The sequence below is a fragment of the Streptomyces sp. GDS52 genome (assembly GCF_052246875.1).
Lineage (GTDB): Bacteria > Actinomycetota > Actinomycetes > Streptomycetales > Streptomycetaceae > Streptomyces > Streptomyces cathayae.
On sequence record NZ_JBQQCR010000002.1, the window covers coordinates 474,331 to 498,585 of the forward strand.

Annotated in this window: 18 protein-coding genes; 8 read left to right on the plus strand and 10 right to left on the minus strand. The window is 72.4% G+C overall.

Going from position 1 to position 24,255, the window contains the following annotated elements; all coding sequences use genetic code 11:
• Positions 1-9: 9 nt before the first annotated feature.
• A complete protein-coding gene (gene ruvA, locus ACTWJ9_RS32665; RefSeq protein WP_443295004.1) occupies positions 10-636 on the minus strand; it encodes a Holliday junction branch migration protein RuvA in 627 nt (208 codons plus the stop codon).
• A gap of 284 nt (positions 637-920) precedes the next feature.
• On the opposite strand from ruvA, the gene ACTWJ9_RS32670 reads away from it, so the two are divergent.
• Positions 921-1,784, plus strand: coding sequence for a RecB family exonuclease (locus tag ACTWJ9_RS32670; RefSeq protein ID WP_279337541.1), 864 nt, complete (start codon positions 921-923; stop codon positions 1,782-1,784).
• A gap of 79 nt (positions 1,785-1,863) precedes the next feature.
• On the opposite strand, the gene ACTWJ9_RS32675 is transcribed toward ACTWJ9_RS32670, so the two are convergent.
• Positions 1,864-2,124, minus strand: coding sequence for a UBP-type zinc finger domain-containing protein (locus tag ACTWJ9_RS32675; protein ID WP_279337540.1), 261 nt, complete (start codon positions 2,122-2,124; stop codon positions 1,864-1,866).
• Positions 2,125-2,184: 60 nt separating this feature from the next.
• Here ACTWJ9_RS32675 and ACTWJ9_RS32680 point away from each other — a divergent pair, with 60 nt between their 5' ends.
• Positions 2,185-3,777, plus strand: a complete 1,593-nt coding sequence (locus ACTWJ9_RS32680) for a Na+/H+ antiporter (RefSeq protein WP_279337539.1) — start codon at positions 2,185-2,187, stop codon at positions 3,775-3,777.
• Between the two features lie 185 nt (positions 3,778-3,962).
• On the opposite strand, the gene ACTWJ9_RS32685 is transcribed toward ACTWJ9_RS32680, so the two are convergent.
• Complete coding sequence (locus ACTWJ9_RS32685; RefSeq protein ID WP_279337538.1) at positions 3,963-4,589, minus strand: TetR/AcrR family transcriptional regulator; 627 nt, start codon at positions 4,587-4,589, stop codon at positions 3,963-3,965.
• Between the two features lie 140 nt (positions 4,590-4,729).
• Here ACTWJ9_RS32685 and ACTWJ9_RS32690 point away from each other — a divergent pair, with 140 nt between their 5' ends.
• Both ACTWJ9_RS32690 and ACTWJ9_RS32695 read left to right on the plus strand, forming a co-directional pair.
• Positions 4,730-5,491, plus strand: a complete 762-nt coding sequence (locus tag ACTWJ9_RS32690; RefSeq protein WP_387039931.1) for an SDR family NAD(P)-dependent oxidoreductase — start codon at positions 4,730-4,732, stop codon at positions 5,489-5,491.
• 326 nt (positions 5,492-5,817) lie between these two features.
• A complete protein-coding gene (locus ACTWJ9_RS32695) occupies positions 5,818-6,621 on the plus strand; it encodes an SAM-dependent methyltransferase (RefSeq protein ID WP_443295003.1) in 804 nt (267 codons plus the stop codon).
• A gap of 423 nt (positions 6,622-7,044) precedes the next feature.
• Here the strand turns inward: ACTWJ9_RS32695 and ACTWJ9_RS32700 are convergent, their stop codons facing one another.
• On the minus strand, positions 7,045-7,404 hold the full coding sequence (locus tag ACTWJ9_RS32700) for a VOC family protein (RefSeq protein WP_279337534.1): 360 nt from the start codon (positions 7,402-7,404) through the stop codon (positions 7,045-7,047).
• A 115-nt stretch (positions 7,405-7,519) separates the two neighbouring features.
• Between ACTWJ9_RS32700 and ACTWJ9_RS32705 the strand changes: the two genes are divergently transcribed.
• Positions 7,520-8,461 (plus strand): helix-turn-helix transcriptional regulator, encoded by a 942-nt coding sequence (locus ACTWJ9_RS32705; RefSeq protein ID WP_279337533.1) that lies wholly within the window; start codon positions 7,520-7,522, stop codon positions 8,459-8,461.
• A 435-nt stretch (positions 8,462-8,896) separates the two neighbouring features.
• Here the strand turns inward: ACTWJ9_RS32705 and ACTWJ9_RS32710 are convergent, their stop codons facing one another.
• The gene (locus ACTWJ9_RS32710; RefSeq protein ID WP_387039933.1) at positions 8,897-11,296 is read right to left on the minus strand and encodes a glycoside hydrolase family 65 protein; all 2,400 of its coding nucleotides are present in this window, start codon (positions 11,294-11,296) and stop codon (positions 8,897-8,899) included.
• Between the two features lie 57 nt (positions 11,297-11,353).
• Positions 11,354-12,226, minus strand: a complete 873-nt coding sequence (locus ACTWJ9_RS32715) for a universal stress protein (RefSeq protein WP_387039937.1) — start codon at positions 12,224-12,226, stop codon at positions 11,354-11,356.
• A 771-nt stretch (positions 12,227-12,997) separates the two neighbouring features.
• Between ACTWJ9_RS32715 and ppdK the strand changes: the two genes are divergently transcribed.
• Positions 12,998-15,703, plus strand: a complete 2,706-nt coding sequence (gene ppdK / locus ACTWJ9_RS32720) for a pyruvate, phosphate dikinase (RefSeq protein ID WP_443295002.1) — start codon at positions 12,998-13,000, stop codon at positions 15,701-15,703.
• 111 nt (positions 15,704-15,814) lie between these two features.
• Here ppdK and ACTWJ9_RS32725 read toward each other — a convergent pair whose 3' ends face one another.
• Complete coding sequence (locus tag ACTWJ9_RS32725) at positions 15,815-16,372, minus strand: CBS domain-containing protein (protein WP_443295001.1); 558 nt, start codon at positions 16,370-16,372, stop codon at positions 15,815-15,817.
• A gap of 60 nt (positions 16,373-16,432) precedes the next feature.
• Positions 16,433-16,876, minus strand: a complete 444-nt coding sequence (locus tag ACTWJ9_RS32730; protein WP_279337528.1) for a universal stress protein — start codon at positions 16,874-16,876, stop codon at positions 16,433-16,435.
• 771 nt (positions 16,877-17,647) lie between these two features.
• Here ACTWJ9_RS32730 and ACTWJ9_RS32735 point away from each other — a divergent pair.
• Positions 17,648-20,011: a heavy metal translocating P-type ATPase gene (locus ACTWJ9_RS32735; protein WP_388708971.1), complete on the plus strand. Its 2,364-nt coding sequence runs from the start codon at positions 17,648-17,650 to the stop codon at positions 20,009-20,011.
• Positions 20,012-20,053: 42 nt separating this feature from the next.
• Here the strand turns inward: ACTWJ9_RS32735 and ACTWJ9_RS32740 are convergent, their stop codons facing one another.
• Entirely contained in the window at positions 20,054-20,929 is an 876-nt protein-coding gene (locus ACTWJ9_RS32740; RefSeq protein ID WP_443295000.1) for a universal stress protein, read from the minus strand.
• 97 nt (positions 20,930-21,026) lie between these two features.
• Positions 21,027-21,938, minus strand: a complete 912-nt coding sequence (locus ACTWJ9_RS32745; protein ID WP_443294999.1) for a universal stress protein — start codon at positions 21,936-21,938, stop codon at positions 21,027-21,029.
• A 498-nt stretch (positions 21,939-22,436) separates the two neighbouring features.
• Here ACTWJ9_RS32745 and acsA point away from each other — a divergent pair, with 498 nt between their 5' ends.
• The gene (acsA, locus tag ACTWJ9_RS32750) at positions 22,437-24,227 is read left to right on the plus strand and encodes an acetate--CoA ligase (RefSeq protein WP_443294998.1); all 1,791 of its coding nucleotides are present in this window, start codon (positions 22,437-22,439) and stop codon (positions 24,225-24,227) included.
• Positions 24,228-24,255: the final 28 nt, after the last annotated feature.

A 24,255-nucleotide genomic window follows, 5' to 3' on the forward strand; every position in this document is an offset into this window, starting at 1 on the left:
CCACTCCTCTCAGCGGGCGCGGTTCAGGGTGCGCAGGGCGGCACGCAGCAGCTGCGACACCCTCGGGGCGGCACCGTCGGCCGCGGCGGCCTCGGCGGCGGGGGTGACGGCCGCGATCGCCTCCTCGGCCTCGTGCGCGGAGTACCCGAGGCCGACGAGCGCCGCGCGCAGCTGTTCGCTCCAGGGCGCGGGAGCGGCGGCGCCGGCCGGGTGGCCGGTCTCGGCGGCCCCGGCCGGCTCGCCGAGCCGGCCGGCGAGCTCCAGCAGCAGCCGCTGGGCACCCCTCTTGCCGATGCCGGGCACGGCGGTGAGCGCCTTCTCGTCGCCTTGGGCGACCGCCCGGCGCAGCGCGTCCGGGGTGTGCACGGCGAGCATGGCCTGGGCCAGGCGCGGGCCCACGCCGCTGGCGGTCTGCAGCAGCTCGAAGACCTGCCGCTCGTCGTCGTCCGCGAAGCCGTACAGGGTGAGCGAGTCCTCGCGCACCACCAGGGAGACGGCCAGCCTGGCCTGCCTGCCGATGCGGAACGCGGACAGCGTGTTGGGCGTGCATTGGACGGCCATGCCGACGCCGCCGACCTCGACGACCGCGGCGTCGGGGGCGAGCGCGGCGACCGTGCCGCTGACGAAGGCGATCATCGGATCGTGCCCCTTTGAAGTCGTGCGGGTGCGGGACGGGCCCTCCGGGCGCATCGGGCTCCGCAGACGGACCCCGTCTGCGGAGCCCGATGCGGACACGGGAAGATCTTCCGCGGGCCCCGGCCCATGAAGTGCACATTTCCCCATATGTCCACTCTGGCCAGGATTTCATGGTAACTCGAACAGGTGTACGAGGAAAGGTCGTGGCCGCCAGGAACCGTCCGGACCGATCGCCTCGGAACCGGTCCGGTGGACTCGGGAAGGGCCCGGCGTAGGGTCGGAGTATGCCTCCGTCCGAGAGTTCCGCCGCATCGGACGCGGCCCCGCCCCCGACACCTCGGTCCGCCCCGAGGAGGCCGTCGTCGCTGTCGCCCTCGCGTGCGGACGACTTCATGACCTGCCCGCTGCGCTACCGGCTCCGGGTGATCGACAAGCTGCCGGAGCCACCGAACGAGGCGGCGGCCCGGGGCGCCGTGGTGCACGCGGTGCTGGAGCGGCTCTTCGACGTGCCGGCCGGGCAGCGCACCCCGGGCCGCGCCCGCGCGTTGCTGCGTCCGGAGTGGGAGCGGCTGCTGAGCAGACGGCCCGAGCTGGCCGGCCTCTTCCCGGAGGACGCGGACGGCGCGTCGCTGGCCGCCTGGCTGGCCGAGGCGGAACAGCTGCTCGACCGGTACTTCCGGATGGAGGACCCGAACCGGTTGGAGCCCGCCGGGCGCGAACTGCACGTGGAGACGGTGCTGGAGTCGGGTCTCGAACTGCGCGGGATCATCGACCGGGTGGACGTCGCCCCGACCGGTGAGATCCGCGTGGTGGACTACAAGACCGGCCGGGCGCCCCCACCGGACTTCGAGTACCGGGCCATGTTCCAGATGAAGTTCTACGCCCTGGTCCTGTGGAGGCGGCGCGGGGTGGTACCGCGCCGCCTCCAGTTGGTCTACCTGGGCAGCGGCGACGTGGTGACGTACGACCCGGACGAGGCGGACCTGCGGGCGGTGGAGCGGAAGCTGCAGGCGCTGTGGGCGGCGATCCAGCAGGCGGTGGCGACGGGCGAGTGGCAGCCCAGCCCGAGTCGGCTCTGCGACTGGTGCGGCTATCAGAGCTTCTGCCCGGCGTTCGGCGGCACCCCGCCGCCCTATCCCCTGGCGTGACGCTCTTCCCGCTGACGATCATCGGGAAGAGCGTGCGCCGGATCGGCGTACCCGGACACCGGACGGTCGAACCCTCCGGTCACACGAGCACCTGGTCGACGAAGCACCAGCGCCAGTTCTCTCCGGGCTCGTGGGTCCGTATCACGGGGTGACCCGTCGCCCGGTGGTGCCCCGTCGCGTGCCGTCCCAGCGACGAGTCGCAGCAGCCGATGTGACCGCAGCTGAGACACAGGCGCAACTGCACCGGATCCGTGCCGTCCCGCAGACACTCCGGACACGTCTCGGTGAGCGGGGCGGGTTCCGGGAGCGGCAGCGCGTCGGCGTGCGTGCACTGTTTCATGATGGCCAGATTACGACGGTTGCACGGATCGCTGCGCGGAGATTCGGAGGTGGGCACGGCATGGACGTGATGCCGCTGTTGCTGCTGGTGGCGGGCAGTGCCACGCTCTCCGCCGCCGCCAGACGCACTCCGGTGCCGGCCCCGCTGCTGGTGGTCGCCGCCGGCCTCGCGGTCAGCTACGTGCCCGGTGTGCCCGTCTACACGCTCGACCCGCACATCGTCCTTCCGCTCATCCTGCCCCCGCTGCTGTACACGGCTGCCACCGACAGCTCCTACCTCGGTCTGCGGGCGCAGTTGCGGCCGGTCGCGCTGCTGTCGGTGGGGTACGTGCTGTTCGCGACCCTCGTCGTCGGCTGGGCCCTGTACCTGCTCGTGCCGGGTCTGCCGCTCACCGCGGCTCTGGTGTTCGGTGCCGTGGTGGCCCCGCCGGACGCGGTCGCGGCGACGGCGGTGGCGCGCCGGGTCGGACTGCCGTCCCGGATCACCACGATCCTCCAGGGCGAGTCCCTGCTGAACGACGCCACCGCGATCACCGCGTTCCGGGTGGCCCTGGCGGCGGCCATCGGCGAGGGCACGACCTGGGCCGGGGGGATCGGCGAGTTCCTGCTCGCGGCGTTCGGCGGCCTCGTGGTCGGTCTGCTGCTGATGGTTCCGCTGCACTGGCTGCGCACCCATGTGAAGGAGGCGCTGCTGCAGAACACGCTCTCCCTGCTGATCCCGTTCGTCGCCTACGCCGCCGCCGAGCAGGTGCACGCCTCCGGGGTCATCGCGGTCGTGGTCGTCGCGCTCTACCTGGGACACCGTGCGTGGGAGGTCGATTTCGCCACCCGGCTCCAGGAGGAGGCGGTGTGGAAGATGGTGGCGTTCGTCCTGGAGGCCGCCGTGTTCGCGCTCATCGGGCTGCAACTGCCGATCGTCCTCAGGGGACTCGGGGAGTACGCGGGCGCCGAGGCCCTCTGGTACGCGCTGGCCGTCTTCGCAGTGGTCGTCGTCGCGCGGTTCGTGTGGGTGTACCCGGCCACCTTTCTGCCACCGCTGCTGTCGGCCCGGATCCGGGAACGCGAGGGGAGACCCGGCTGGAAGTCGCCGTTCGTCATCGCCTGGGCCGGCATGCGCGGCGTGGTCTCGCTGGCCATCGCCTTCTCGATCCCGCTCACCGCCGGCGGCACCGGCTTCCCGCAGCGCAACCTGCTGCTCTTCCTGACCTTCACCACGGTCATCGGCACGCTGGTGGTGCAGGGGCTGACGCTGCCCCCGCTGATCCGCCTGCTGAAGCTCCCCGGGCGCGACGTCCAGGCCGAGACCCTCGCGGAGGCCAACGCCCAGGCGCAGGCCTCGCGGATCGCCGAGCAGCGGCTGGACGAGCTCCTGTCCGACGAGCGCAACGCCCTTCCGGCCCCGCTCGCCGACCGGCTGCGCACCGTCCTGGAGCGCCGCCGCAACGCCGTCTGGGAACGTCTGGGCCAGACCAACCCGGTCACCGGGGAGTCCGTGGACGACACCTACCGGCGGCTGTCGCGGGAGATGATCAGCGCGGAGCGTGACGTGTTCGTCAGACTCCGCGACGCCCGCTACCTCGACGACGAGATGCTGCGCACCCTGCTGCGGCGGCTGGACCTGGAGGAGGCGGCGGCCTACCGGGAGACGGCATAGCACGGCTCCCCACAGAACGGCTCCCCGTGCTCACGGGAAAGGGTGCCCCTGCGGCAACCGCCGTGACCGCGCCCCGCGCGGAACGCGGTGGTCACGTCCGCTGGAGCGGTGTCTTCGACGGCCGCTCCGGTGGACATGACCCGATGCCCCCGCGTACGGACGGAAGGAGTGCGTACCTGACGAGGTCAGGCGATGCCGGTCGCCGCGACGGCCAGAGCGGTCCGTACGGTCGACACGAGGTCGGCCCGGGCGGCCGCGGAACCGGTGTCGGGCCCTGCCGTTCGGTAGGCGTGGTGTTCGACGGCCGCGCGCAGGGCGGCATTGAGCATCGCGGCCCACACGGCCGGCCGCACGTCATCGGCGGGCAGTCCGGCCCGCTCGGCGAGGGCGCGCGAGAAGACGGGTTCCGCCTCGTCGTGCGTCTGCAGCCAGACGGCGCGCAGACCCGGTTCGGTCCGGGCCAGGCGCAGCAGGGCGCCGACGTCCGGTCCGGGCAGAAGCACGTCGGTGGTCCACAGGTGGTCGAAGGCGTCCTGCAGAGGCCTGCCGGGGCTCCACCGCCGCAGGGCGGTGGCGATCGTGTCGACACCGGTCGTCAGCAGCGGCCGTACGCAGCTCTCCTTGGTGGGGAAGTAGCGCCAGACGGTCCGCGCCGAGACGCCGACCGCCTGCCCGATCTGCTCACCCGTGGTCGCGGCGACGCCCTGGGTGATGAACAGGTCGACCGCGGCACCGGCGATCTCCAGCCGGATGGCGGCCTTGCGTTCCTCGGTCAACGGGGGGCGCCCCGTCCGTCCACGGGATGCGGTCATCCGTCCCTCCGGCTGCGGTGGTCCATGGTGCGTCCATTCTCCACACAGACTTTATGTCACTCAGAGACATAAAGAAGTAGGCTGCTGCCGCGGTGCGACACCGGTCCACCGCGTCGGCACTTCACTGGACGGAGCACTTCATGACCGGCGAGCGGAACGGACGCAGCGTGATCGTCACCGGAGCGGGATCCGGCATAGGACGTGCGGCCGCGCTCGCGTTCGCCGCTCAGGGGGACCGCGTCGTGGTGGCGGACCTCAATGCCGAGGGGGCCGCCGCGGTCGTCGAGGAGATCGAGAAGGCCGGCCGCACGGCGGTGGCCGTCACGGGTGATCTGAGCGAACAGACCGTCGTCGATCGGGTGACGGCGACGGCCGCGGAACGGTTCGGCGGCGTCGACGTCCTGGTCAACAACGCCGGGATCATGGACGGCATGTCGGCACTGGCCGACGTGAGCGACGCCGAATGGGAACGGCTCATCCGGGTCAACCTCACCGCGCCCTTCATGCTGACCCGTGCCGTGCTGCCGCTCATGCTGGCCGCCGGACGCGGCGCCATCGTGAACACCGCCTCCGAGGCCTCCCTGCGCGGCAGCGCGGCGGGCGCCGCGTACACGGCCGCCAAGCACGGTGTGGTGGGGCTGACGAAGTCGCTGGCGGTGATGTACCGCAAGAACGGCATCCGTGCCAACGCGATCTGCCCGGGCGGCACCGCGACCGCCATCACGGTGGACGCCGATCGAACGGCACACGGTCCGGCGGCACTGGGCCCGCACTTCGTCAACCTCGGCCGTGTCTCGCAGCCCGAGGAGCAGGCGGCGGTGATCCTGTTCCTCGCCTCGGATGCCGCGAGCAACGTCAACGGCGCGATCCTTCCGGTCGACGACGGCTGGTCCGCCGTCTGAAACAGCACATCCGCAGCAGTTCTCCGCCGCTTCGCGCCGCATGGAGTGCTCCGGTTTCGTACAGAGGGACACGGGCGCGGTCCCGGGCATGCAGCTTGGCCATGGCTCGCTGGACGTGGCCGCGCCCCGTCGGGTCCTCGTCCGCGCCATGCCCGCCCCTTCCCCGGTTGGCTGCGCCAAGGGTTCCGTATCTTTTGACGGTGCTGTGGATGTCCGGCCACCAGCGGGCCGTCGCGGCCCTGGCGACGTTCCTCAGCCCGAGCGAAGTCAAGCCGGTATCACGGTAGTTGACCTACGGATGCACAGCTCTGTGTGAAGCTTTCCCCATGACTCACCCGCGTGAAGAAGTCAGGGACAGGCTGCAGACCGATCGTCCGCACTCCGCCCGTGTCTGGAACTACCTGCTGGGAGGCAAGGACAACTACCCCGTCGACAGCGAGGCCGGTGAGGTCATCCTGAAGACCTTTCCGGAGTTCGCCGCCGTCGCACGGCTGCAGCGGAGGTTCCTCGCGCGCGCCGTGCGCTTCCTCGCGGGCGAGGCCGGTGTCCGCCAGTTCCTCGACATCGGGAGCGGACTGCCCACCGCCGACAACACCCACGAACTGGCCCAGCGCATCGCGCCGGAGAGCCGCATCGTGTACGTCGACAACGACCCCCTCGTCCTGGTGCACGCCCACGCCCTGCTCACCAGCAGCACCGAGGGCGCCTGCGCCTACATCGACGCCGACGCCAGGGACCCGGAACACATCCTCGCCGAGGCGGCGAAGACCCTGGACCTCAGCCGCCCGGTCGCCCTGACCATGCTGGGCGTCATGGGGCAGCTCTCCGACGCCGAGCGCCCCGCCGATCTGGTGAGCACGCTGATGTCGGCCCTGCCCCCGGGCAGCTACCTGGCCCTGAGCGACGGCACGAACACCAACGAGGCGCTCAACACCGCGGTCGGGGTCTACAACGGGCAGTCGGCCAACACCTACCACCTGCGCTCGCCGCAGGAGATCGCCTCCTTCTTCGCCGGTCTGGATCCGGTGGAGCCGGGGGTCGTGTCCACGACCGCCTGGCGCCCGGACGCCGACCGGGCCGAGGAGGACACGGCCGACGTCTCCGTGTGCGGTGTCGCGGTCAAGAGGTGACCCGCCCCGCCGCTCGGTGGTCCCACGGAGGCACCCGGGCGACCGGCAGTCGGTCCCGCCCGGCCCGGGCGGTCGCGTACGCGGGCGACCTGCCCGTCGCCCTCCTCCGTGCGGGCGAGAGACACCCGCGCAGGACCCTGGTCCGGCCGACCCTGCCGGTCTGGAGGAAAGCCCGGCTCAACCACGCCCCCACCGGCCTGGCCCGGGTGAAGGAAGGTCGCTCCCCCGGGCGGCAGCCGGAAGCGGGATGTCCTCACCCCCGTCCGGGCCGGTCGGCCCGGGGTCGGTGGGCCTGGTCTCGGCTCCGTCGATCCGCAGCGTGGTCCCCTCGGCCTCGGTGCAGGCGAATCCGCCCGCCAGGGTGCGCGGCCGAACCCCGGGACGGTCGGGGACCGCGGAGCCGCGTGCCGCCGGCAGGGGGCGTCAGTCGACGGGTGCCACCCGGATCAGGTTGCCGTCGGGGTCGGCGACGACGAATGTACGGCCGAACACCTCGTCGTGGGGTTCCTCCACCGTCTTGACGCCCTTCGCCGTCCAGTCCCGGAACTGCTGGTCGATCTGTTCGGGACCGCCGTTCACGGTCACGCACAGTTCACTGGTGCGCGGCGCCGTCAGATGGCCCGAGACCCCGCTCCACAGGGCCAGGTCGAACCCGTCGGTGAGGGGGAACGAGATGAACCTGGGCGTTTCGAAGCTCGGCTCGATGTCGAACAGTTCCGCGTAGAAGCGGGCGGACGCCGGTGCGTCGGAGACGTGGACGATGACCATGTTCGGGACTGCCATGAGTGGCTCCTTCGGTTCTGCCGGTCGATCCGGACGATCCGGTCGGTCCGGGCGAGAGGAGCCTGCCGGTCATACATGACAGATCCTGTCGTGTTCCCGTGAGAACCTCGGCGTCATGACCCCGGATCGCTTCTTCTCCCTGTTGCTGGCCCTCCAGACCCGCGAGGTCATCACCACGGCCGTTCTCGCGGAGCGGGTCGGGGTCTCGGTGCGCACCGTGCTGCGGGACCTGCGATGGCTGCAGGAGGCGGGCTTTCCGATACTGGTCGAGCGCGGCCGCTGGGGCGGGGTGACGCTGCTGCCCGGTGGCGCGCTCGACACCTCGCGGCTCACCCCGACCGAGCGCGACCATCTCGTGCTCCACGGTCTGGACGACGAGCAGCGCCACCAGCTGGGCGCCGGTACCGAGAGCCGCCGGGCCCGAGCGAAGGTCGCGGCACGGCGACATCCGGCGTCGTCTCGACTGCCGATCAGCGCTGTCGTCACCACCGACAACAGGCCCTGGTTCGGCCGGGACGCCGAGGGGGCCGATCCGAGCGCCGTCGTCGGTGACGTACGCCGCGGTGTGCGGCTGCGCATCCGCTACCGGCGTTCCGAGGACGTCGAGCCGGCCTGGCAGGTCGTCGATCCGTACGGCCTGCTGGCCAAAGCGGGCCGGTGGTACCTCGTCGCCGATCGCTCGGGAGTTCCCCGGCTGTACGCCCTTGAACGGCTTGTCGAATGGCGACCGATGCGCGCCCCGCGCCGGTTGCGCCCCGGAACGGCCCTCGCCGACGTGGTGACGGAACTGACCTCGCGCTGGGAGACGAGCGATGCCGTCCGGATACACGCACGACTCGCCGCCCGCCAGCTCGATCGCGCCAGGCGCATCCTCGGTTCCCGTCTGACCGTGCGGTCCCACGAAGGCGAGGAAGCCACGATCACGGTGGCATGCCGGGAGATCGAGGACGTGCGCCAGTTGCTGCCCTTCGCGGACGACCTCACCGTGACCGATCCCCCCGAAGCCCGTGACCGGATCCGCGAGCTCGCGACACGGACCCTTCGCCGGTACGACTAGCCTCGCGCTTTCACGCGGCGGGCCGTCCACGGGTCGACGAAGTACTGGAGTCGACCGGAAGAGCGGGCGCCGCCGCAGGCTTCTCCCGGCCCGCGCGGTGGTCTGCTTCGTTCTGGCTCTCCGCCTGTTCGGCGGCTCCGACAGCGAAGGACCGCTGGGGCACCGGGCGGTTCTGCGAACCCTGGAGGAGGACTGTTTCTCCCTGGCTCCCTGACCGGTACGCCTTCCCACAAAGAAGCGTTCGCGCTGTCCCGGCCCGGCGGGGTGTCCGTGTCGGTCCGCGGTGCGGGGCTCCGTACCCACGGTGTCCGCCCCGTGATCGGCGTGGTCGGCGTCGCGTCCGTCCGAGTACGCCGCGCCCCTGCCGCCCGGCCGGCGGCGTGGGCTCCGGCGGCTCGTGAGGGCACCTCGGGCTTCTCCCGTCGGCGGCACCGATCAGCTCGGCGGCAGCTGGAGCGTGCAGGTCTCTCCGGGAGCGATGGTGACGGCTCGGTCGGCGAGCACCACGCGGACCGGCGATTCCTCCGAGTCCGGTACGCCGAGTTCCAGCTGCCCGCTGTGGCGCCGCAGGCTGATGCCCCAGTGACCGCGGTAGCGCAGGGAGAACCCGTACTCGGACAGCGCCGGAAGCGGCACCGGGTCGAGCCACAGGGCGTCCTCGCGGGTCTCCAGTCCGGTCAGGCAGCGCTGGACGAGGTCGAGGGTCCCCGCCATGGCGCCGAGGTGGACGCCTTCGCCGGTCGTGCCGCCCTGGACGTCGGCGACGTCCGACTCGAGGGCCTCATGGAAGTACTGCCACGCCTCCGCCCGTCTGGCCCGGGCGAGGACCCAGCCGTGGACGAGTTCGCTGAGGGTGGAGCCGTGGCTGGTGCGCCGGAGGTAGTAGTCGACGGTCCCGCGCCAGATCGCGTCGTCCATCGCGTACCCCAGCCGCCGGAACAACCGCTGCAGTTCCGTGGGCGAGAAGAGATAGCCGAGCATGAGGACGTCGGCCTGTTTGGAGGCCTTGTAGCGGTTGGCCGAGTCTCCCTCGGCCTCGAGGATCCGGTCCAGTCTGCGGATGCTGTCGTACCGGGCGCGGTAGCCGTCCCAGTCCAGCTCGGCGAGGTCGCCGTAGCCCTCGAACTGGCTGATCACGCCCTGGTGGTAGGGCACCCGCAACCGCCGGGACACCTCCTCCCACCTGGGGAGCTGGTCACGGTCCAGGCACACGTGCTCGAACAGCTCCTCCCTGCGCCACGCGGGAAGCCGCCGTACGAGGTCCAGGGCGCGGGTGATGACCCAGGCGGCGGTGACATTGGTGTACGTGTTGTCGTCCAGGCCGGGCCGGGAGGAGCCCGGGTAACCGTCGTGGTACTCGTCGGGGCCGACCACCCCACGAATGCGATAACGGTTCGACTCCGGGTCGTGGACCGCCGTGTCCGCCCAGAAGCGGGCGATCTGCAGCAGCATCTCCGCGCCCTTGGTGTGCAGGAACTCCGTGTCGCCGCTGGCCTCGCAGTACTGCCACACGTTGTACGCGATCGCCGAGCCCACATGGTGCTGGAGCCGGGAGTGATCCGGCAGCCAGCGGCCCGAGCGGGGGTTCAGATGCAGCTCCTGGGTCTCCTCACGGCCGTCGCTGCCGCTCTGCCACGGGTACATCGCCCCCGTCCGGCCGGCCGCGGCCGCCGCCCGGCACGCCTGCGGCAGGCGCCGGTGGCGGTAGGTCAGCAGTGCCCGGGAGACCTCCGGGAAGTGCAGGTTCAGATACGGCAGCACGAACAGTTCGTCCCAGAAGACGTGCCCGCGGTAGGCCTCGCCGTGCAGTCCCCGGGCCGGCACTCCCACGTCCAGGTCCGCGGTGTGCGGTGACAGCGTCTGCAGCACGTGGAACAGGTGCAGGCGCAGGATGCGGCCCGCCTCGCCGGGCACCCGGACCTCCGCGCGCCGCCACAGCCGCTTCCAGGCGGCGACGTGGGAGTGCAGCAGGGCGGCGAAGTCCGATGCCTCGGTCACCCGGTCGACGGCAGCCTCGAGCGGGTCGGCGATCGCCGTGTCGCGTGAGGTGTGCAGCGCCACGGTCTTCTCGACCTCGACGGGCCGGCCCGGACCGATCGGGATCACCAGGCGGTGGACCGCGCGGTGCCGGTCGGGACGCAGCTGTGAGGAGGACGCGGGCAGCCCCACGACGGCACTCCGGGCGGCCATGGCGATCCCGATGTCCGAGGTGCTGGTCCGGCAGCGCAGCCACACCGTCCCGGGCTCCCGCACGCCGGTCCGTACGCGGGCCAGGTGGTGCCGGTTGAGAGACCGGTAACGGTGGACGTTGGCGTTGATCACATCGCCGTCGAGGGCGGACTCGACCTCGACGTCTCCCGTCCAGTCCTCGGCGGTGAGTACCGTCCGCAGCGCCGCCAGATGCGGGTCCCCCATGTGCACCAGGCGGATCTGTTCCACCCGGAGCGCTCTCGCGGCGTCGTCCCGGTAGCGCGAGGTACGGATGAGCACGGCCCCGCGCAGATCCAGGACCTGCCGGTGGTCGAGCAGGGCTGTGGAGTCCGGGGTGAGCCACGGCCCCCATGTCCCTCCCCGGGAACGCAGACGAAAACGCAGCGGCAGCCAGTTCGGGAGGTTGACCATGTCCTCGTTGGCGACCTGGCGCCCCGCCACGGTCGACTCGAGGCGGTTGTAACACCCGGCCGCGTAGGTCCCCGGGCAGTGCACCAGGCCCGCCCTGCACTCGGGCACCGCGCCACGGGTGGCGAAGTAGCCGTTGCCGAGCGTGCAGAGCGATTCCCGCAACCGCTCGGCGGCGGGGTCGTACCCCTCGTACTCCCACGTCCACTCCGACATCGGCCGCCCTCGCATCTCTCCTTGCCGGACCGTGCAGGAGTACGACGCCCCTCGGGCTCAGCCCCGTTGCGGAACGACGGCGACCGGGCACTCGGCGTGGTGCAGCAAGGTGTGGGCGACCCTGCCGAGCTGGAGACCGAAGTGGCCGTGCCGCCGCAGGGCTCCGACGACGATCAGGTCGGCATCGGCCGATGCCTCCAGGAGGACCTTGTGGGCGGGACCTTCGACCGGTGTGCGGCGTACGTCGACGTCCGGGTGTTCCCGTGCCGCTTCACTCAACGCCTCGGCGAGGCCGGCCGACGCCCGTTCCTCGGGCGCGGGCCTGCCGTCGTCCGCGCGGTGGGGGTCCGCGTGCTCAGGAGCCGGACTGCGCCAGGCCCGCACGGCCTCCAGGGCCGAGCCGCGCACCTCGGCCTCGCGGAAGGCGAACCGCACCGCACCCGGACCGTGGGGCAGGTCGCCCACCCCGACCACCACCCGTCCGAAGGCTCCCTGCCGGTTCCGTTCCCCGCCACGGACCACGATGACCGGGCACATCGCGCGAGCGGCCACCGCGAGACCGACCGACCCCAGCGTCAGCCCGGCCAACTCACCGCGCCCGCGGGAGCCCGTGACCAGGGACCACGCCTCCTGTCCGGCCGCCAGCAGCGCCGACACGGGGTCGTCGGGGAGCACATCGCTCGACACCTTGACCTCCGGGCGGCGCTGCCGGGCCCGTTCCGCTCCGGAGGCGACGATGTGCTGGGCAAGGACGGCTTCGGCGGGACGCTCCCGTCCGAAGGACGGGACGCCTCCTTCGTACCGCTCCCACAGCGAGGCATGGACCAACCGCAGAGGAAGCTTGTGCCGCGCCGCCTCCTCCACCGCCCAGTCCACCGCCTCCAGGCTGGGATCCGAACCGTCGACCCCCACCACCAGCGAGAGTTCCATGGTCACCACCGCCTTCCCGTCCTGCCGCTCACGAGACTCCCTGCCCATACCGTCGCACTGCCCACGGCCCGCCGCGACCTCCGGACCCGGCACCCGGGGAATCAGGCCGTCCGCGAGGTCGTGCTCGGCGCCGCCCACCGGCGGTGTCGCGTTCACTTCCTGACTTCCTGACTTCCTGCGCGATGTCTTCGCGGTGATCCCGAAGGACTCCGGCGAGATGGTGGCCGCGACGATCCGCACGATGCGAGCCCCGAGGCGACCCGTTCCTCGCCGGGAGCGACGGCCCTCTCCTGGGTACTGTCCTCTGCGGCGGCGACCGGCTGGTCGTACCCGAGGGGGGTCGGCGATCCGTGGCCCGGGACGGGTTGCGCAGCCGCTGTGGACGACCCCCGGACGGTCTGCTCGGCCCAGTCGTGCCCGGTGCACGGCGCAGAGCCTCCCGGGCCACCCGGTGTGCGGCCGCCGGATTCCCGGAGGATCCGGCGACTCCCCCTACCCAGGTTGCGAGGCATCGTGCATCCCTCTCGGCCCCGGATCGCTTCCGGTGCTCCTGACGCCCTCGAACCTCTTCCCCGCCGAGGTGGATGCCCAGAGGCCGCACAGCCCTTGCACGGATCTTCGCCCGCCCCCTCCTTTTCGTCAGGGAGCACCGTCAGCGGGCGATGTCGGGGCCCAACGGCCCCCCTTGCCCGGGCCTGCCGGCACCTCCCACCAGGGGCCCCGCGGTCGGACGCTGGACACATCAGGCCCCTGACGGAGGAGGACGGTGTCATGGTCCGTTACGTGTACGACTTCACCGAGGGCGGTCGTGAGATGGTCGGCCTGCTCGGCGGCAAGGGCTCGAACCTGGCCGAGATGACACGGCTCGGGCTGCCGGTCCCGCCGGGTTTCGTCATCACCACCGAGGCCTGCCGGGCCTTCCTCACCACCGGGGGCGAGCCCATGGGCATGTCGCGGGAGGTCTCCGACTACTTGAAGGCCGTCGAGAAGGCCGCAGGCCGACGGCTGGGACAGCGGGACGACCCGCTGCTGCTGTCCGTCCGCTCAGGGGCCCGCTTCTCCATGCCCGGCATGATGGAGACGATCCTCGACATCGGGCTGAACGACGACTCCGTCCTGGGCCTGGCCAAGGTCTCCGGCAGCGAACGCTTCGCCTGGGACTCCTACCGCCGCCTCGTCCAGATGTTCGGCAGCACGGTCATGGGTGTCGACGCCGCCCTGTTCGAGCAGGCCATGGCCGAGCTCAAGGACCTGCGTGGCGCCCCGGACGACATGCACCTGGATGCCGGTGACCTCGCCGAGCTGGTGGAGACGTACAAGACCGTGATCCGTCGGGAAACCGGTGAGAGCTTCCCGCAGTCTCCCGCCGAGCAACTGCACCGGGCGATCCTGGCCGTCTTCGAGTCCTGGAACGGGGAGCGGGCACGCCTGTACCGCCGGCGCGAGCACATCCCCGACGATCTGGGCACCGCCGTCAGCGTGCAGCGCATGGTCTTCGGCAACCTCGGCTCCGACTCCGGCAGCGGCGTCGCCTTCACCCGTGACCCGGCCACCGGGCACCCCGGACCGTACGGCGACTACCTGTCCAACGCCCAGGGTGAGGATGTCGTCGCCGGCATCCGCAACACCGTGCCCCTGAGCGAGCTGGAGCGGCTGGACCCCACGTCGTACGCCCGGCTGTGCGCCCACATGCGGACGCTGGAGCGGCACTACCGCGATCTGTGCGACATCGAGTTCACCATCGAGCGCGGCACGCTGTGGATGCTCCAGACCCGGGTCGGCAAGCGCACCGCCGAGGCGTCCTTCGCCCTTGCCGCCGCCCTCACCGACGAGGGACTCATCACCCCGGACGAGAGCCTTGCCCGGGTGAGCGGCGAGGGACTGACCCGGCTCATGTTCCCACGCTTCGACACCTCGGGGAACGGAGATCCGCTCGCCCGCGGCCTCCCGGCGTCTCCGGGTGCCGCGGTCGGAGCGGCCGTCTTCCACTCGGCGGAGGCCGTACGACGTGCCGCGGCCGGCGAGAAGGTGATCCTGGTCCGCCAGGAGACGACCCCCGACGACCTGCCCGGCATGATCGCCGCCCAGGCCGTACTCACCAGCCGCGGCGGCAAGACCAGCCATGCGGCCGTGGTCGCCCGCGGCATGGGCAAAGTCTGCGTGTGCGGCGCCGAGGATCTCGAGGTGGACACGGAGGCCCAGCGCTTCACCGCCCCTGACGGCACCGTCGTCGAAGAGGGCACGGTCATCTCCGTGGACGGCTCCGCCGGTGCCGTGTATCCGGGGTCGGTGCCCCTCGTCGACTCGGCGGTCATGCGGTTCCTGGAGACCGGCGACACCGGCGACACCGGCGAGGGATCAGCCGGGGTGGTCGACGCGGTGGCGCGCGCCCTGGCCCGGGCCGACACCGTCCGGCGGCTGGAGGTGCGGGCCAACGCCGACACCCCTGAGGACGCCGTGCGAGCCCGCCGGTTCGGTGCTCAGGGCATCGGGCTGTGCCGCACCGAGCACATGTTCCTCGGCGAGCGCCGCAAGCTTGTCGAGGAGATGATCCTGGCGCGCTCGGACACCGAACGCCACGGGGCTCTGGCGGCGTTGCTGCCGCTCCAGCGTCAGGACTTCGTCGGCATCCTCGAGGCGATGGACGGCCTTCCGGTCACCATTCGCCTGCTGGACCCGCCGCTGCACGAGTTCCTGCCCGACCGGACAGAACTCGCGGTGCGGATCGCCGCGGCCGAGGCGCGCGGCGACCTGCCGGTCGCGCGCGACGTCGAACTGCTGGCCGCGGTGAACCGGATGCACGAGGAGAACCCGATGCTCGGGCTGCGGGGCGTGCGCCTCGGTCTGGTGGTTCCCGGCCTGGTCGCCATGCAGGTACGGGCCATCGGCGAGGCCGTCGCCGAACGCACCCGGGCCGACGGCGCTCCCCAGGCGGAGATCATGGTCCCGCTCGTCGGGGACGTGCGGGAACTGCGGATCGTGCGCGAGGAGGTGCAGCGGGTGCTCGCCGAGGTCTCCGAGGCGTCCGGCGTCCCCGTCACCTGCCCCGTCGGGACCATGATCGAGCTGCCCAGGGCGGCGCTGACGGCGGGCCGGATCGCCGAGGAGGCGGAGTTCTTCTCCTTCGGCACCAATGACCTGACCCAGACCACGTGGGGGTTCTCCCGCGACGACGTCGAGGCGGAGTTCTTCTCCGCCTATCTCGACAAGGGTGTCTTCCCCACCTCCCCGTTCGAGACGATCGACCAGGACGGCGTGGGCCGGCTCGTCGGGATCGCGGTCGCCGAGGGCCGCACCACCCGGCCGGAGCTGAAGATCGGTGTGTGCGGCGAACACGGCGGCGACCCCGAATCGGTTCACTTCTTCCACGCCGCCGGCCTGGACTACGTCTCCTGCTCGCCGTTCCGGGTTCCGGTGGCACGGTTGGAGGCCGGGCGGGCAGCGTTGGAGGAGGCCGATATAAGCGACAGCAGGTGAACCGGTGTGAAGTGTCTCGTCGGGCTGCAGCGCACCGGCCGCGCACCCGTGGTGCAGGTCGTGGGCCGATCGGCCCCTCACCGGGCCCTGCTGGGCCCGGTCAGGTGGTCATCACCCGCTGGGGCCTGTGGTGGCCGTCGGAGTTCTCCGTCGTCCGGGAGATCCGGGTCGAGAGCCGGGCGACGGTGCGGCGCCGACAGCGCGCAGGCACGTGCACGCCTCCTTCCACGGCACGGAGCAGACGCACAGCGAGCGGCACGAGGGGGCGGCGGGAACGTGGCCGGAGAGGATGACCACTTCGTCGTACACCTCCACACGGACCGGCTCCATCGGCACCGGGAACCGGTCGGCGACCACCTCGGCGCTGATCTCCCTGGAGATCTCCTCGTCGTCGCGGAGGAACACCTCCAGCAGACCGGTACGGCTGACGACGCCCTTCACCATGGCTTCGTCGTCGACCACCGGCAACGGCTCGACCCGCTGCCGGGTCATGACGCGGGCGGCCCCGGCGAGGGGGACGTCGGCGGTGACGGTCACGGCCGGGGTGATCACCGGTTCCTCCGCGGTGACCGCGGCGGCCGGCCCACGGTCCCCGGCCCCGAGGTGCGGTTGCTCCCCGGCGACGAGTTGCTGACCGTGTCCCGCGAAGCGAGCGAGCAGGAGGTCCACGCGGCGTTCCGGTGACCTGGGGCCCTGCACCGTACCGGGCCGCAGGTCACTGCTTCGGGGTCACTGCTTCTCGGAGCGCACGATCACCACCGGGCAGCTCGCGTGCTGGGACACGTGCTGGCTGACGGAGCCGAGCAGTGCGCGCGCGAATCCGCCCCTGCCCCGGCTGCCGACGACCAGGACCTCGGCTCCTTCGGCGGCCCGCAGCAGAACGTCGGCGGGATTGCCGTGCACCACACGGGTCCGGACCGAGTCGGCCGTGTCCGCGCCGAGCACGTCGGTCAGCTCCCGGCTCATCTTCTGCCGGGTCTCGTCCTCGTCGACGTCCATGTCCACGGCGGGCGCCGACCAGCCGTACAGGCCCGGCAGCTCCCACACCGCGATCGCGTCCACGGTGCCGCCGACGAGACCGGCGTAGCGCACGGCCCAGCGCAGAGCCTCGTACGAGGACTGCGACCCGTCGACACCGACCACCACCCGGCGTTCGGAGGCATCTTTGTCCATGCGTCCCACCTCTCCTTCAGCGTACGTGCCCACCGCGCCGGTCCGCCCCTGCTCTCCACGCTGCGGGAGCCGTCGCCACAGCGCCAGAGGTGCGCATCCGGCGGCATGACGGACGGCGGTGCGTCGCCGTACGCAAAGCGGGTCGTCCGGTCGGATCCCACGCCCTCACGCGTTCAGCCAAGAGCCGTCACCCGTCAGCCCTCAGATCGGAGCATGCCGCGACCTGCTCACTGCCGTTCGGGCACGGCTGCGGCCGGGCGCCGCGTTCGTCACGGGTCTCCTTCGGCTGGGGTGGGGGTGCGCTCGTGGTGCTGGTCGGGGGCGCGCCCTCCAGGAGACCTCCGGATCGAGGACGGAGATCGAGCGGAGCGCTGCCCCACGGCGTTCACGATGCACGACGGCGGTGGTACCTGCGGCACCCGCGGCGGCCGGCCTGCCGCCGCCCAGGCCCTGACCAGGCAGGTACGGGAGCCGGGCGGGGGGAGTGCTCTCCTCACCCGGGTCGCCCACCGCACCCACGCGTACCCGCCATCGCCCGATCCGGCCGACTGCACGCTGCCCCTGGCTTTCCGACGAGGAGCACCGTGACGGACCCTGGGCGTGGCGGGCCGGAGGCCAGGCGAGGAGCATGGGGCCATGCGGCCCTGGATCCGCCCGATGAATCGTCGGATCCTGGACGCGAGGAGAGGAGAGTACGCACGCGGCCGACCGGGCAGGTGGCGTCGTTGCCGGCTGCTCCACGCCGCGAGCCCGCCGACGGTGAGGACTGCCATGGGTCACGTCAACCGCGCCGGCCGTTCCCACCGGGCCGGCAGGGAGAAGCCGGTGCCCGGACCTGCCTCGGCGCAGACGGCGGCATCCTGGCTCGAACCCGCTCTCCTGGCCGTCACGGCCTCGGCGCTGACGGCGGGGGGCGTTCTCTGGCTGCTGGGCGACACCGACGCCGCCGATCTGTGCTGGGCTCTGGGCACGGCTTCCGCCGTCGTCCCCGCGGTCGGCTGGGTTCTGACCTCGCTGCGGCGCGGTCACGCCGGTGTGGACCTCATCGCGGTCCTGGCACTCGGCGGCACCCTGGCCGTCGGCGAGTACCTCGCCGGTGCGCTGATCGGTCTGATGCTGGCCACCGGCCGCGCACTGGAGGCCACCGCCCAGCGGCGTGCCTCCCGTGACCTGCGTGCGCTGCTCGCGCACGCGCCCCGCACCGCCCGCCGACGCACCGGCACCGAGGTCCGCCCGGTCCCCCTCGCCGAAGTCGCCGTGGGGGACCTGCTCGTCGTCGGCGCGGGCGAGGTCGTTCCGGTCGACGGGCAGGTGGTGGGCCCGGCGGCCGTCCTCGACGAGTCGGTACTCACGGGCGAGTCGGCGCCGGTGGAGCGGGGGTCCGGGCACACCGTGCGCAGCGGAGTCGTCAACGCGGGCGGGGCCTTCGAGTTGCGGGCCACCGCGACCGAGCAGGACAGCACCTATGCCGGGATCGTGCGGCTGGCCCGGCAGGCGGGTGCGGAGGCGGCCCCGGTCGTCCGCCTGGCCGACCGCTACGCGGCGTGGTTCCTGCCTCTCTCGGTGGCGGTCGCAGGGCTGGCCTGGCTGTTCAGCGGCTCCGCAGTGCGGGCCGTCGCGGTGCTGGTGGTCGCCACTCCCTGCCCGCTGCTGCTCGCCGCCCCGGTGGCGATCGTCTCCGGACTGTCCCGGGCGTCCCGGCTGGGTGTGGTGGTCCGGGACGGTGGCGCCCTGGAGCGCCTGGGACGGGCCCGAACGCTGCTGCTCGACAAGACCGGCACCCTGACCGGCGGTCGCCCGCGCGTTCTCGATGTGACCGCGGGCCCCGGCTGGAAACCCGCCGAGGTGTTGCGGCTGGCGGCCACCGTCGACCAGTACTCGCCACACGTCCTGGCCCACGCCATCGTCGACGCGGCCCATGAGCGCGAGCTGGAGCCGTCGGTGGCGACGGACGTGTCGGAGGAGGCCGGCCGGGGCGCGCACGGCGTGGTCGAGGGCCGCAGGGTGACCGTCGGCCGCCTGGAGCCCGGTACGCCGGTCCCGGACTGGGCGCGGGCGGCGGAGAACCGGGCGCTGTTGGACGGGGCCGCCGTCGCCTGGCTCACCGTCGACGGCCTCCCGGTGGGGGCCGTCCTGCTGCGTGATCCACTGCGCCACGACGCGCCGCGGACCCTGCGACGGCTGCGTACGGCGGGCATGGAGCGGATCGTGATGCTCACCGGCGACCGGCCCGAGCCCGCCCGCGAGCTCGCCGCCGTCCTCGGACTCGACGGCGTACGGGCCGAACTGACCCCGGCGGACAAGGTGGCCGAGGTCCGCGCGGAACGCCGGCGTGCCGTCACCGTCATGGTCGGCGACGGGGTGAACGACGCGCCCGCGCTCGCCGCCGCGGACGTCGGCGTGGCGATGGGGGCACGGGGTTCCACCGCCTCCTCCGAGGCCGCGGACATCGTCCTCACCACCGACCGCGTGGACCGGCTGGCCGACGCCACGTCGATCGCGGTACGGGCGCGCCGCATCGCCGTGCAGAGCGCCCTCGGAGGCATGCTGCTGTCCCTGGCTGCCATGGGCGCGGCCGCCATGGGACTGCTGCCGCCGACGGTGGGTGCCCTGTTGCAGGAGGCAATCGACGTGGCGGTCATCCTCAACGCGCTGCGCGCCCTGCGCGTGGACCAAGGGGCCCGGCCCGCCCTGGAACCCGCCGCCGAGGCCCTGATCCACCGTTTCGCGGCCGAGCACGAGGACCTGCAGGACGTGTTGCAGGCCGTGCGCGACGCGGCGGCCCGGCTCTCGGCTCCCGGCCAGGAAGCGCAGGCCCTGGAATTGGTACGCGAGGTGAACCGGCTGCTCATCGAGCGGCTGCTGCCGCACGAGTACGCCGAGGAGCACCAGCTCTATCCGGCTCTCGGACCCACACTCGGCGGCCCCGAGGCGACGGCGACCATGAGCCGCGCCCACGCCGAGATCGAACGGCTCTCCGGGCGGGTGGCCACCCACGTGGCACTCGCCGAAGCACAGGGCGCGCTGAAGTCCGAGCAGCTCGAGGACCTGCGCGCCTGCCTGTACGGTCTGCACACCGTGCTGCGGCTGCACTTCACGCAGGAGGAGGAGAACTACTTCTCCCTGGCTCCCTGACCGTGGGCATGCCCCCTCGGTCGACCCGTGGGCCGGCCCCCGTCAGTCGTGCGGCACGATCACCACCGGGCAGCCGACGTCGTGGATCACGGCGTGGGTGACCGGGCCGGTGCGCGAGACCTTCGGCCGGTCGGTGAGCCGGTGGCCGACGACCAGCAGTTCCGCTCCGGACGCCGCCTTCAGAAGGGCTCCGGACGGCTCGGCCTCCACCGTCGTCTCCACCACCTCGACCTCGGGGTACTTCTCGCGCCACACCTGGAGCACGGCGGACAGGAAGCCCAGCCACTCCTCGGCCCGCTGCGGACCGCCCACCAGGCCCACCTCGCCGGGGCCCAGGGTGAGCGGGCCGGGCACGCGCCAGGCGTGCAGGACCCTCAGCCGCGCGTGCCGCAGGCGGGCCGCCGCGAAGGCGAACGCGATCACCTCGTCGCACGGTTCCGTGACGTCGACGCCGAGGACCACGTCCCGCCGCCCGGTGCCGGCCGCCTGCTCTGCCCCGGCCGTACCGGCCCGTACCAGGACGACGGGCCGGGTGGCCTTCGCCACCACGCCGAGCGCGACCGACCCCAGGAGCAGACCGGTGACGCGCCCCAGCCCGCGCGAGCCCAGCACCAGCAGGTCGGCGCCGTCCGCCGCCTCCACCAGGGCGGCGGTCGCCGGTCCCGCGACCTGCTCGGCGTGCAACGGCACCTCGGGGCACACGGCGCGGACGCGGTCCTCCGCCTCCCGCAGGACCCGCCGCGCCAGGTGCCGCTCGCTCGCCTGCGCGCTCTCCGCCCGCTCCTGGTCCGGGTGCCAGCTGCGCGCGTGCAGCAGCCGCAGGGCCCGCCCGCGGCGCACGGCCTCGTGGGCCGCCCACTCGGCGGCTGCCAGGCTTTCGGCGGAACCGTCGACGCCGACGACAACGGGCGACAGCATGACATACACCTCCAGAACAAGGCCTTCCCCCTCGCCACCAGCGTCACGCGGGAAGCGACGTTCGGAACAGGGGCTACCGGGTGCGCCCGAGGGGCCATCAGACCCATGTCTCCTGCCCGCCCACGGGACGGCCACCCGGATCGTGCGGCACGACCGCCACCGGGCACTGCGCGTGGTGCAGCAGCGTGTGGCTCGCCCGGCCGAGCTGGAGGCCGAAGCGGCCCTGGTGGCGCCGCGCGCCGACGATCACCAGATCGGCGGCGGCCGACCGGAGCACGAGGACCTTCGAGGCCGGGCCTTCGACCGTCGCGCGGCGCACCCGGACGCCCGGGTGGGCGGCCATCGCGTCGCGCAGCAGCTCGTCGAGCAGGAGGGAAGCCTCCTCCTCGTGCTGACGCTCCGGTCCCCCGGCCGACGCCGGGTGGTCGGTGGTCTCGTACGCCGGGCAGCGCCAGGCGCGCACGACGTCCAGGACACACCCGCGGGCCTCCGCCTCGCGGAAGGCGAAATCCACCGCCTCACCGCTCGTGCCGGGGTCCCCCGCGCCGAGCAGAATCCGCTCGTGGGCGCCGGCCAGACCGGCCGTGTCGCCTCGCACGACGGCCACCGGGCAGTGCGCCCGCGCGGCCACGGCGAGCCCGACCGAGCCCAGGAGCAGTCCCTTCAACTCGCCGCGACCCCGCGATCCGGTCACCAGGAGCGAGGCGCTGTCGCCCTCGCGCAGTAGGACGTGGGCCGCCTCCTCAGGGAGGATCGCGGTGGAGACCTTGATCTGCGGATTGCGCCGGTGAGCACGTTCCGCGGCGGAGGCGACGATGTGCTCGGCCGACACACGCGCCGAGGGCCTTTCGCCCACCGGGGAAAAGGTGCCTTCGGAGCCCTCCCAGAGGGAGGCGTGCACCAGCCGCAGCGGCATTTTGTGCCGGGCCGCCTCGTCCACGGCCCAGTCGACCGCCAGGAGGCTGGGACCCGATCCGTCGACGCCCACGACCAAGGGCCATTGGGTCATGGTGTCCACCACCTTTCTTCACACTGCCGCAGGGCTGCCTCACGGGCGGCCCGATCGGCAGCGGTGAGGCTTTCGCACGAGCCGTCCGAACCGATGGTGACGGTGGGAAGCGTCATGGGCCTCCCGGTGAGGTGTGGCTCCCCTCTCGTGGCCCTCAACCCGTGACGGGAGGTGCCGTTGGTCCCTGAGCGGATCCGGCCGTTCCTGCTCTCCGCCGAGAGGGTCGGCCGGCCCTCTCGGCAGGGCCGTCCGGCCCTACAGCCGGCGGGCGGGCAGCGGTGTCATGGAAATGAGCCGAGGGCCACAAAAGACACGGAGGAGCGGAGCGAAACCGCGCACCGTGCAATGAGGGCCCGCAAGAAGCGGGCGGCCCTCGGCTCCATCGAGGCCGGCAGATGCCGCCCGTCCATTGGTCCGGGCGCTCCACGCGGGCCGACGTGCGACCGGCGCCATGCTCCGCGACCCTGGAGATCAAGGGCAGTGCCGCGAGGAGCACCCATGGACTGGGAAACGATCCACAAGGACACCGCACCGGTCGTTCCGCCTCGGCTCACCGACTACGAACGGGTCCGCTCGACGTTCACCTGGGCTCAGGCCCGCACTGCGCTGGCCGGGTTGCCCGGCGGCGGGCTGAACATCGCACACGAGGCAGTGGACCGGCATGCGGCCTCGGATCGGGCGGACAAGGTCGCGCTGCGGTGCATCGCCCGGGACAACGCCGTCGCCGATGTCACGTACGCCGAACTGGCCCGGCGTACGGCCCGCTTCGCGAACGTGCTGCGGACACTCGGCGTCGGCCACGGCGACCGGGTGTTCACGCTGCTCGGCCGCTGCCCCGAGCTCTACACCACGGTGCTGGGCGCGCTGAAGAACACCGGCGTGCTCTGCCCGCTGTTCTCCGCGTTCGGCCCCGACCCGGTGGAGCAGCGGCTGCGTCTCGGCGACGCCCGGGTGCTCGTGACCACGGCGGCCCTCTACCGGAAGAAGGTGGCCGACCGCCGGCACTCGCTGCCCGGCCTGGAACACGTCCTGATCGTCGGGCCGGGCGCCGAGGATCTGCCCGGCACCGTCTCCTTCGACGCGCTGCTGTCCGCCGCCGCGGACACCTTCACGATCCCGCCGACCTCGCCCGGAGACATGGCCCTGCTGCACTTCACCAGCGGCACCACGGGCACCCCCAAGGGCGCGGTCCATGTCCACGAGGCGGTGGTCGCCCACCATGCCACGGCCGCGTACGCGCTCGATCTGCACCCCGGGGACGTGTACTGGTGCACCGCCGACCCCGGCTGGGTCACGGGCATGTCGTACGGCATCGTCGCCCCGCTGGTGCACGGCGTGACGGTGGTCGTCGACGAGGGCGACTACGACGCCCGCCGCTGGTACCGGATCCTCGGCGAGCAGCGGGTCACCGTCTGGTACACGGCGCCCACCGCGCTGCGCATGCTCATGCGTGCGACACCACGTCAGGGCCCGTACGACCTGCCGCGCTCCTACGACCTGTCGGCCCTGCGCCTCATCGCCTCCGTCGGGGAACCCCTCAACCCCGAGGCCGTCGTGTGGGGCCGGGATGTGCTGGGCCTGCCGGTGCACGACAACTGGTGGCAGACGGAGACCGGCTGCATCATGATCGCGAACTACGCGGCCTGTGACATCCGGCCCGGCTCGATGGGCCGCCCGCTGCCCGGCGTCGAGGCGACCGTGCTGAGGACCGGCGAGGACGGCCGGACGCTGGTCAGCGACGGCCGGGTCACGGAAGTGCAGAGCCCCGACGAAAAGGGTGAGCTGGCGCTGCGCCCCGGCTGGCCGTCGATGTTCCGCGGCTATCTGCACGACAAGGAGCGCTACGACGCCGCCTTCACCGACGGCTGGTACCTGACCGGCGACCTGGTGCGACGGGACGCGGACGGCTGGTACTGGTTCGTGGGACGCGCCGACGACGTGATCAAGTCGGCGGGGCATCTGATCGGCCCGTTCGAGGTGGAGAGCGCTCTGATGGAGCACCCGGCGGTCGCGGAGGCCGGGGTGATCGGACGGCCGGACCCCGTGGCCGGGAACATCGTCAAGGCCTTCGTGTCGCTGCGCCCCGGCGTCGGCCCCTCCCCGGATCTGGAGCGCGAGTTGCTGGGCTTCGCCCGTCGGCGGCTGGGCCCGGCCGTCGCGCCCAGGGAGATCGCGTTCGACCAGAACCTGCCCAGGACCCGCAGCGGCAAGGTCATGCGCCGGCTGCTGCGTGCGCGTGAACTCGGTCTGCCTACCGGCGACTTGTCGACCTTGGAGGGATCCGCATGAGCGCGGCCCGACCCACCACCCGCACCGG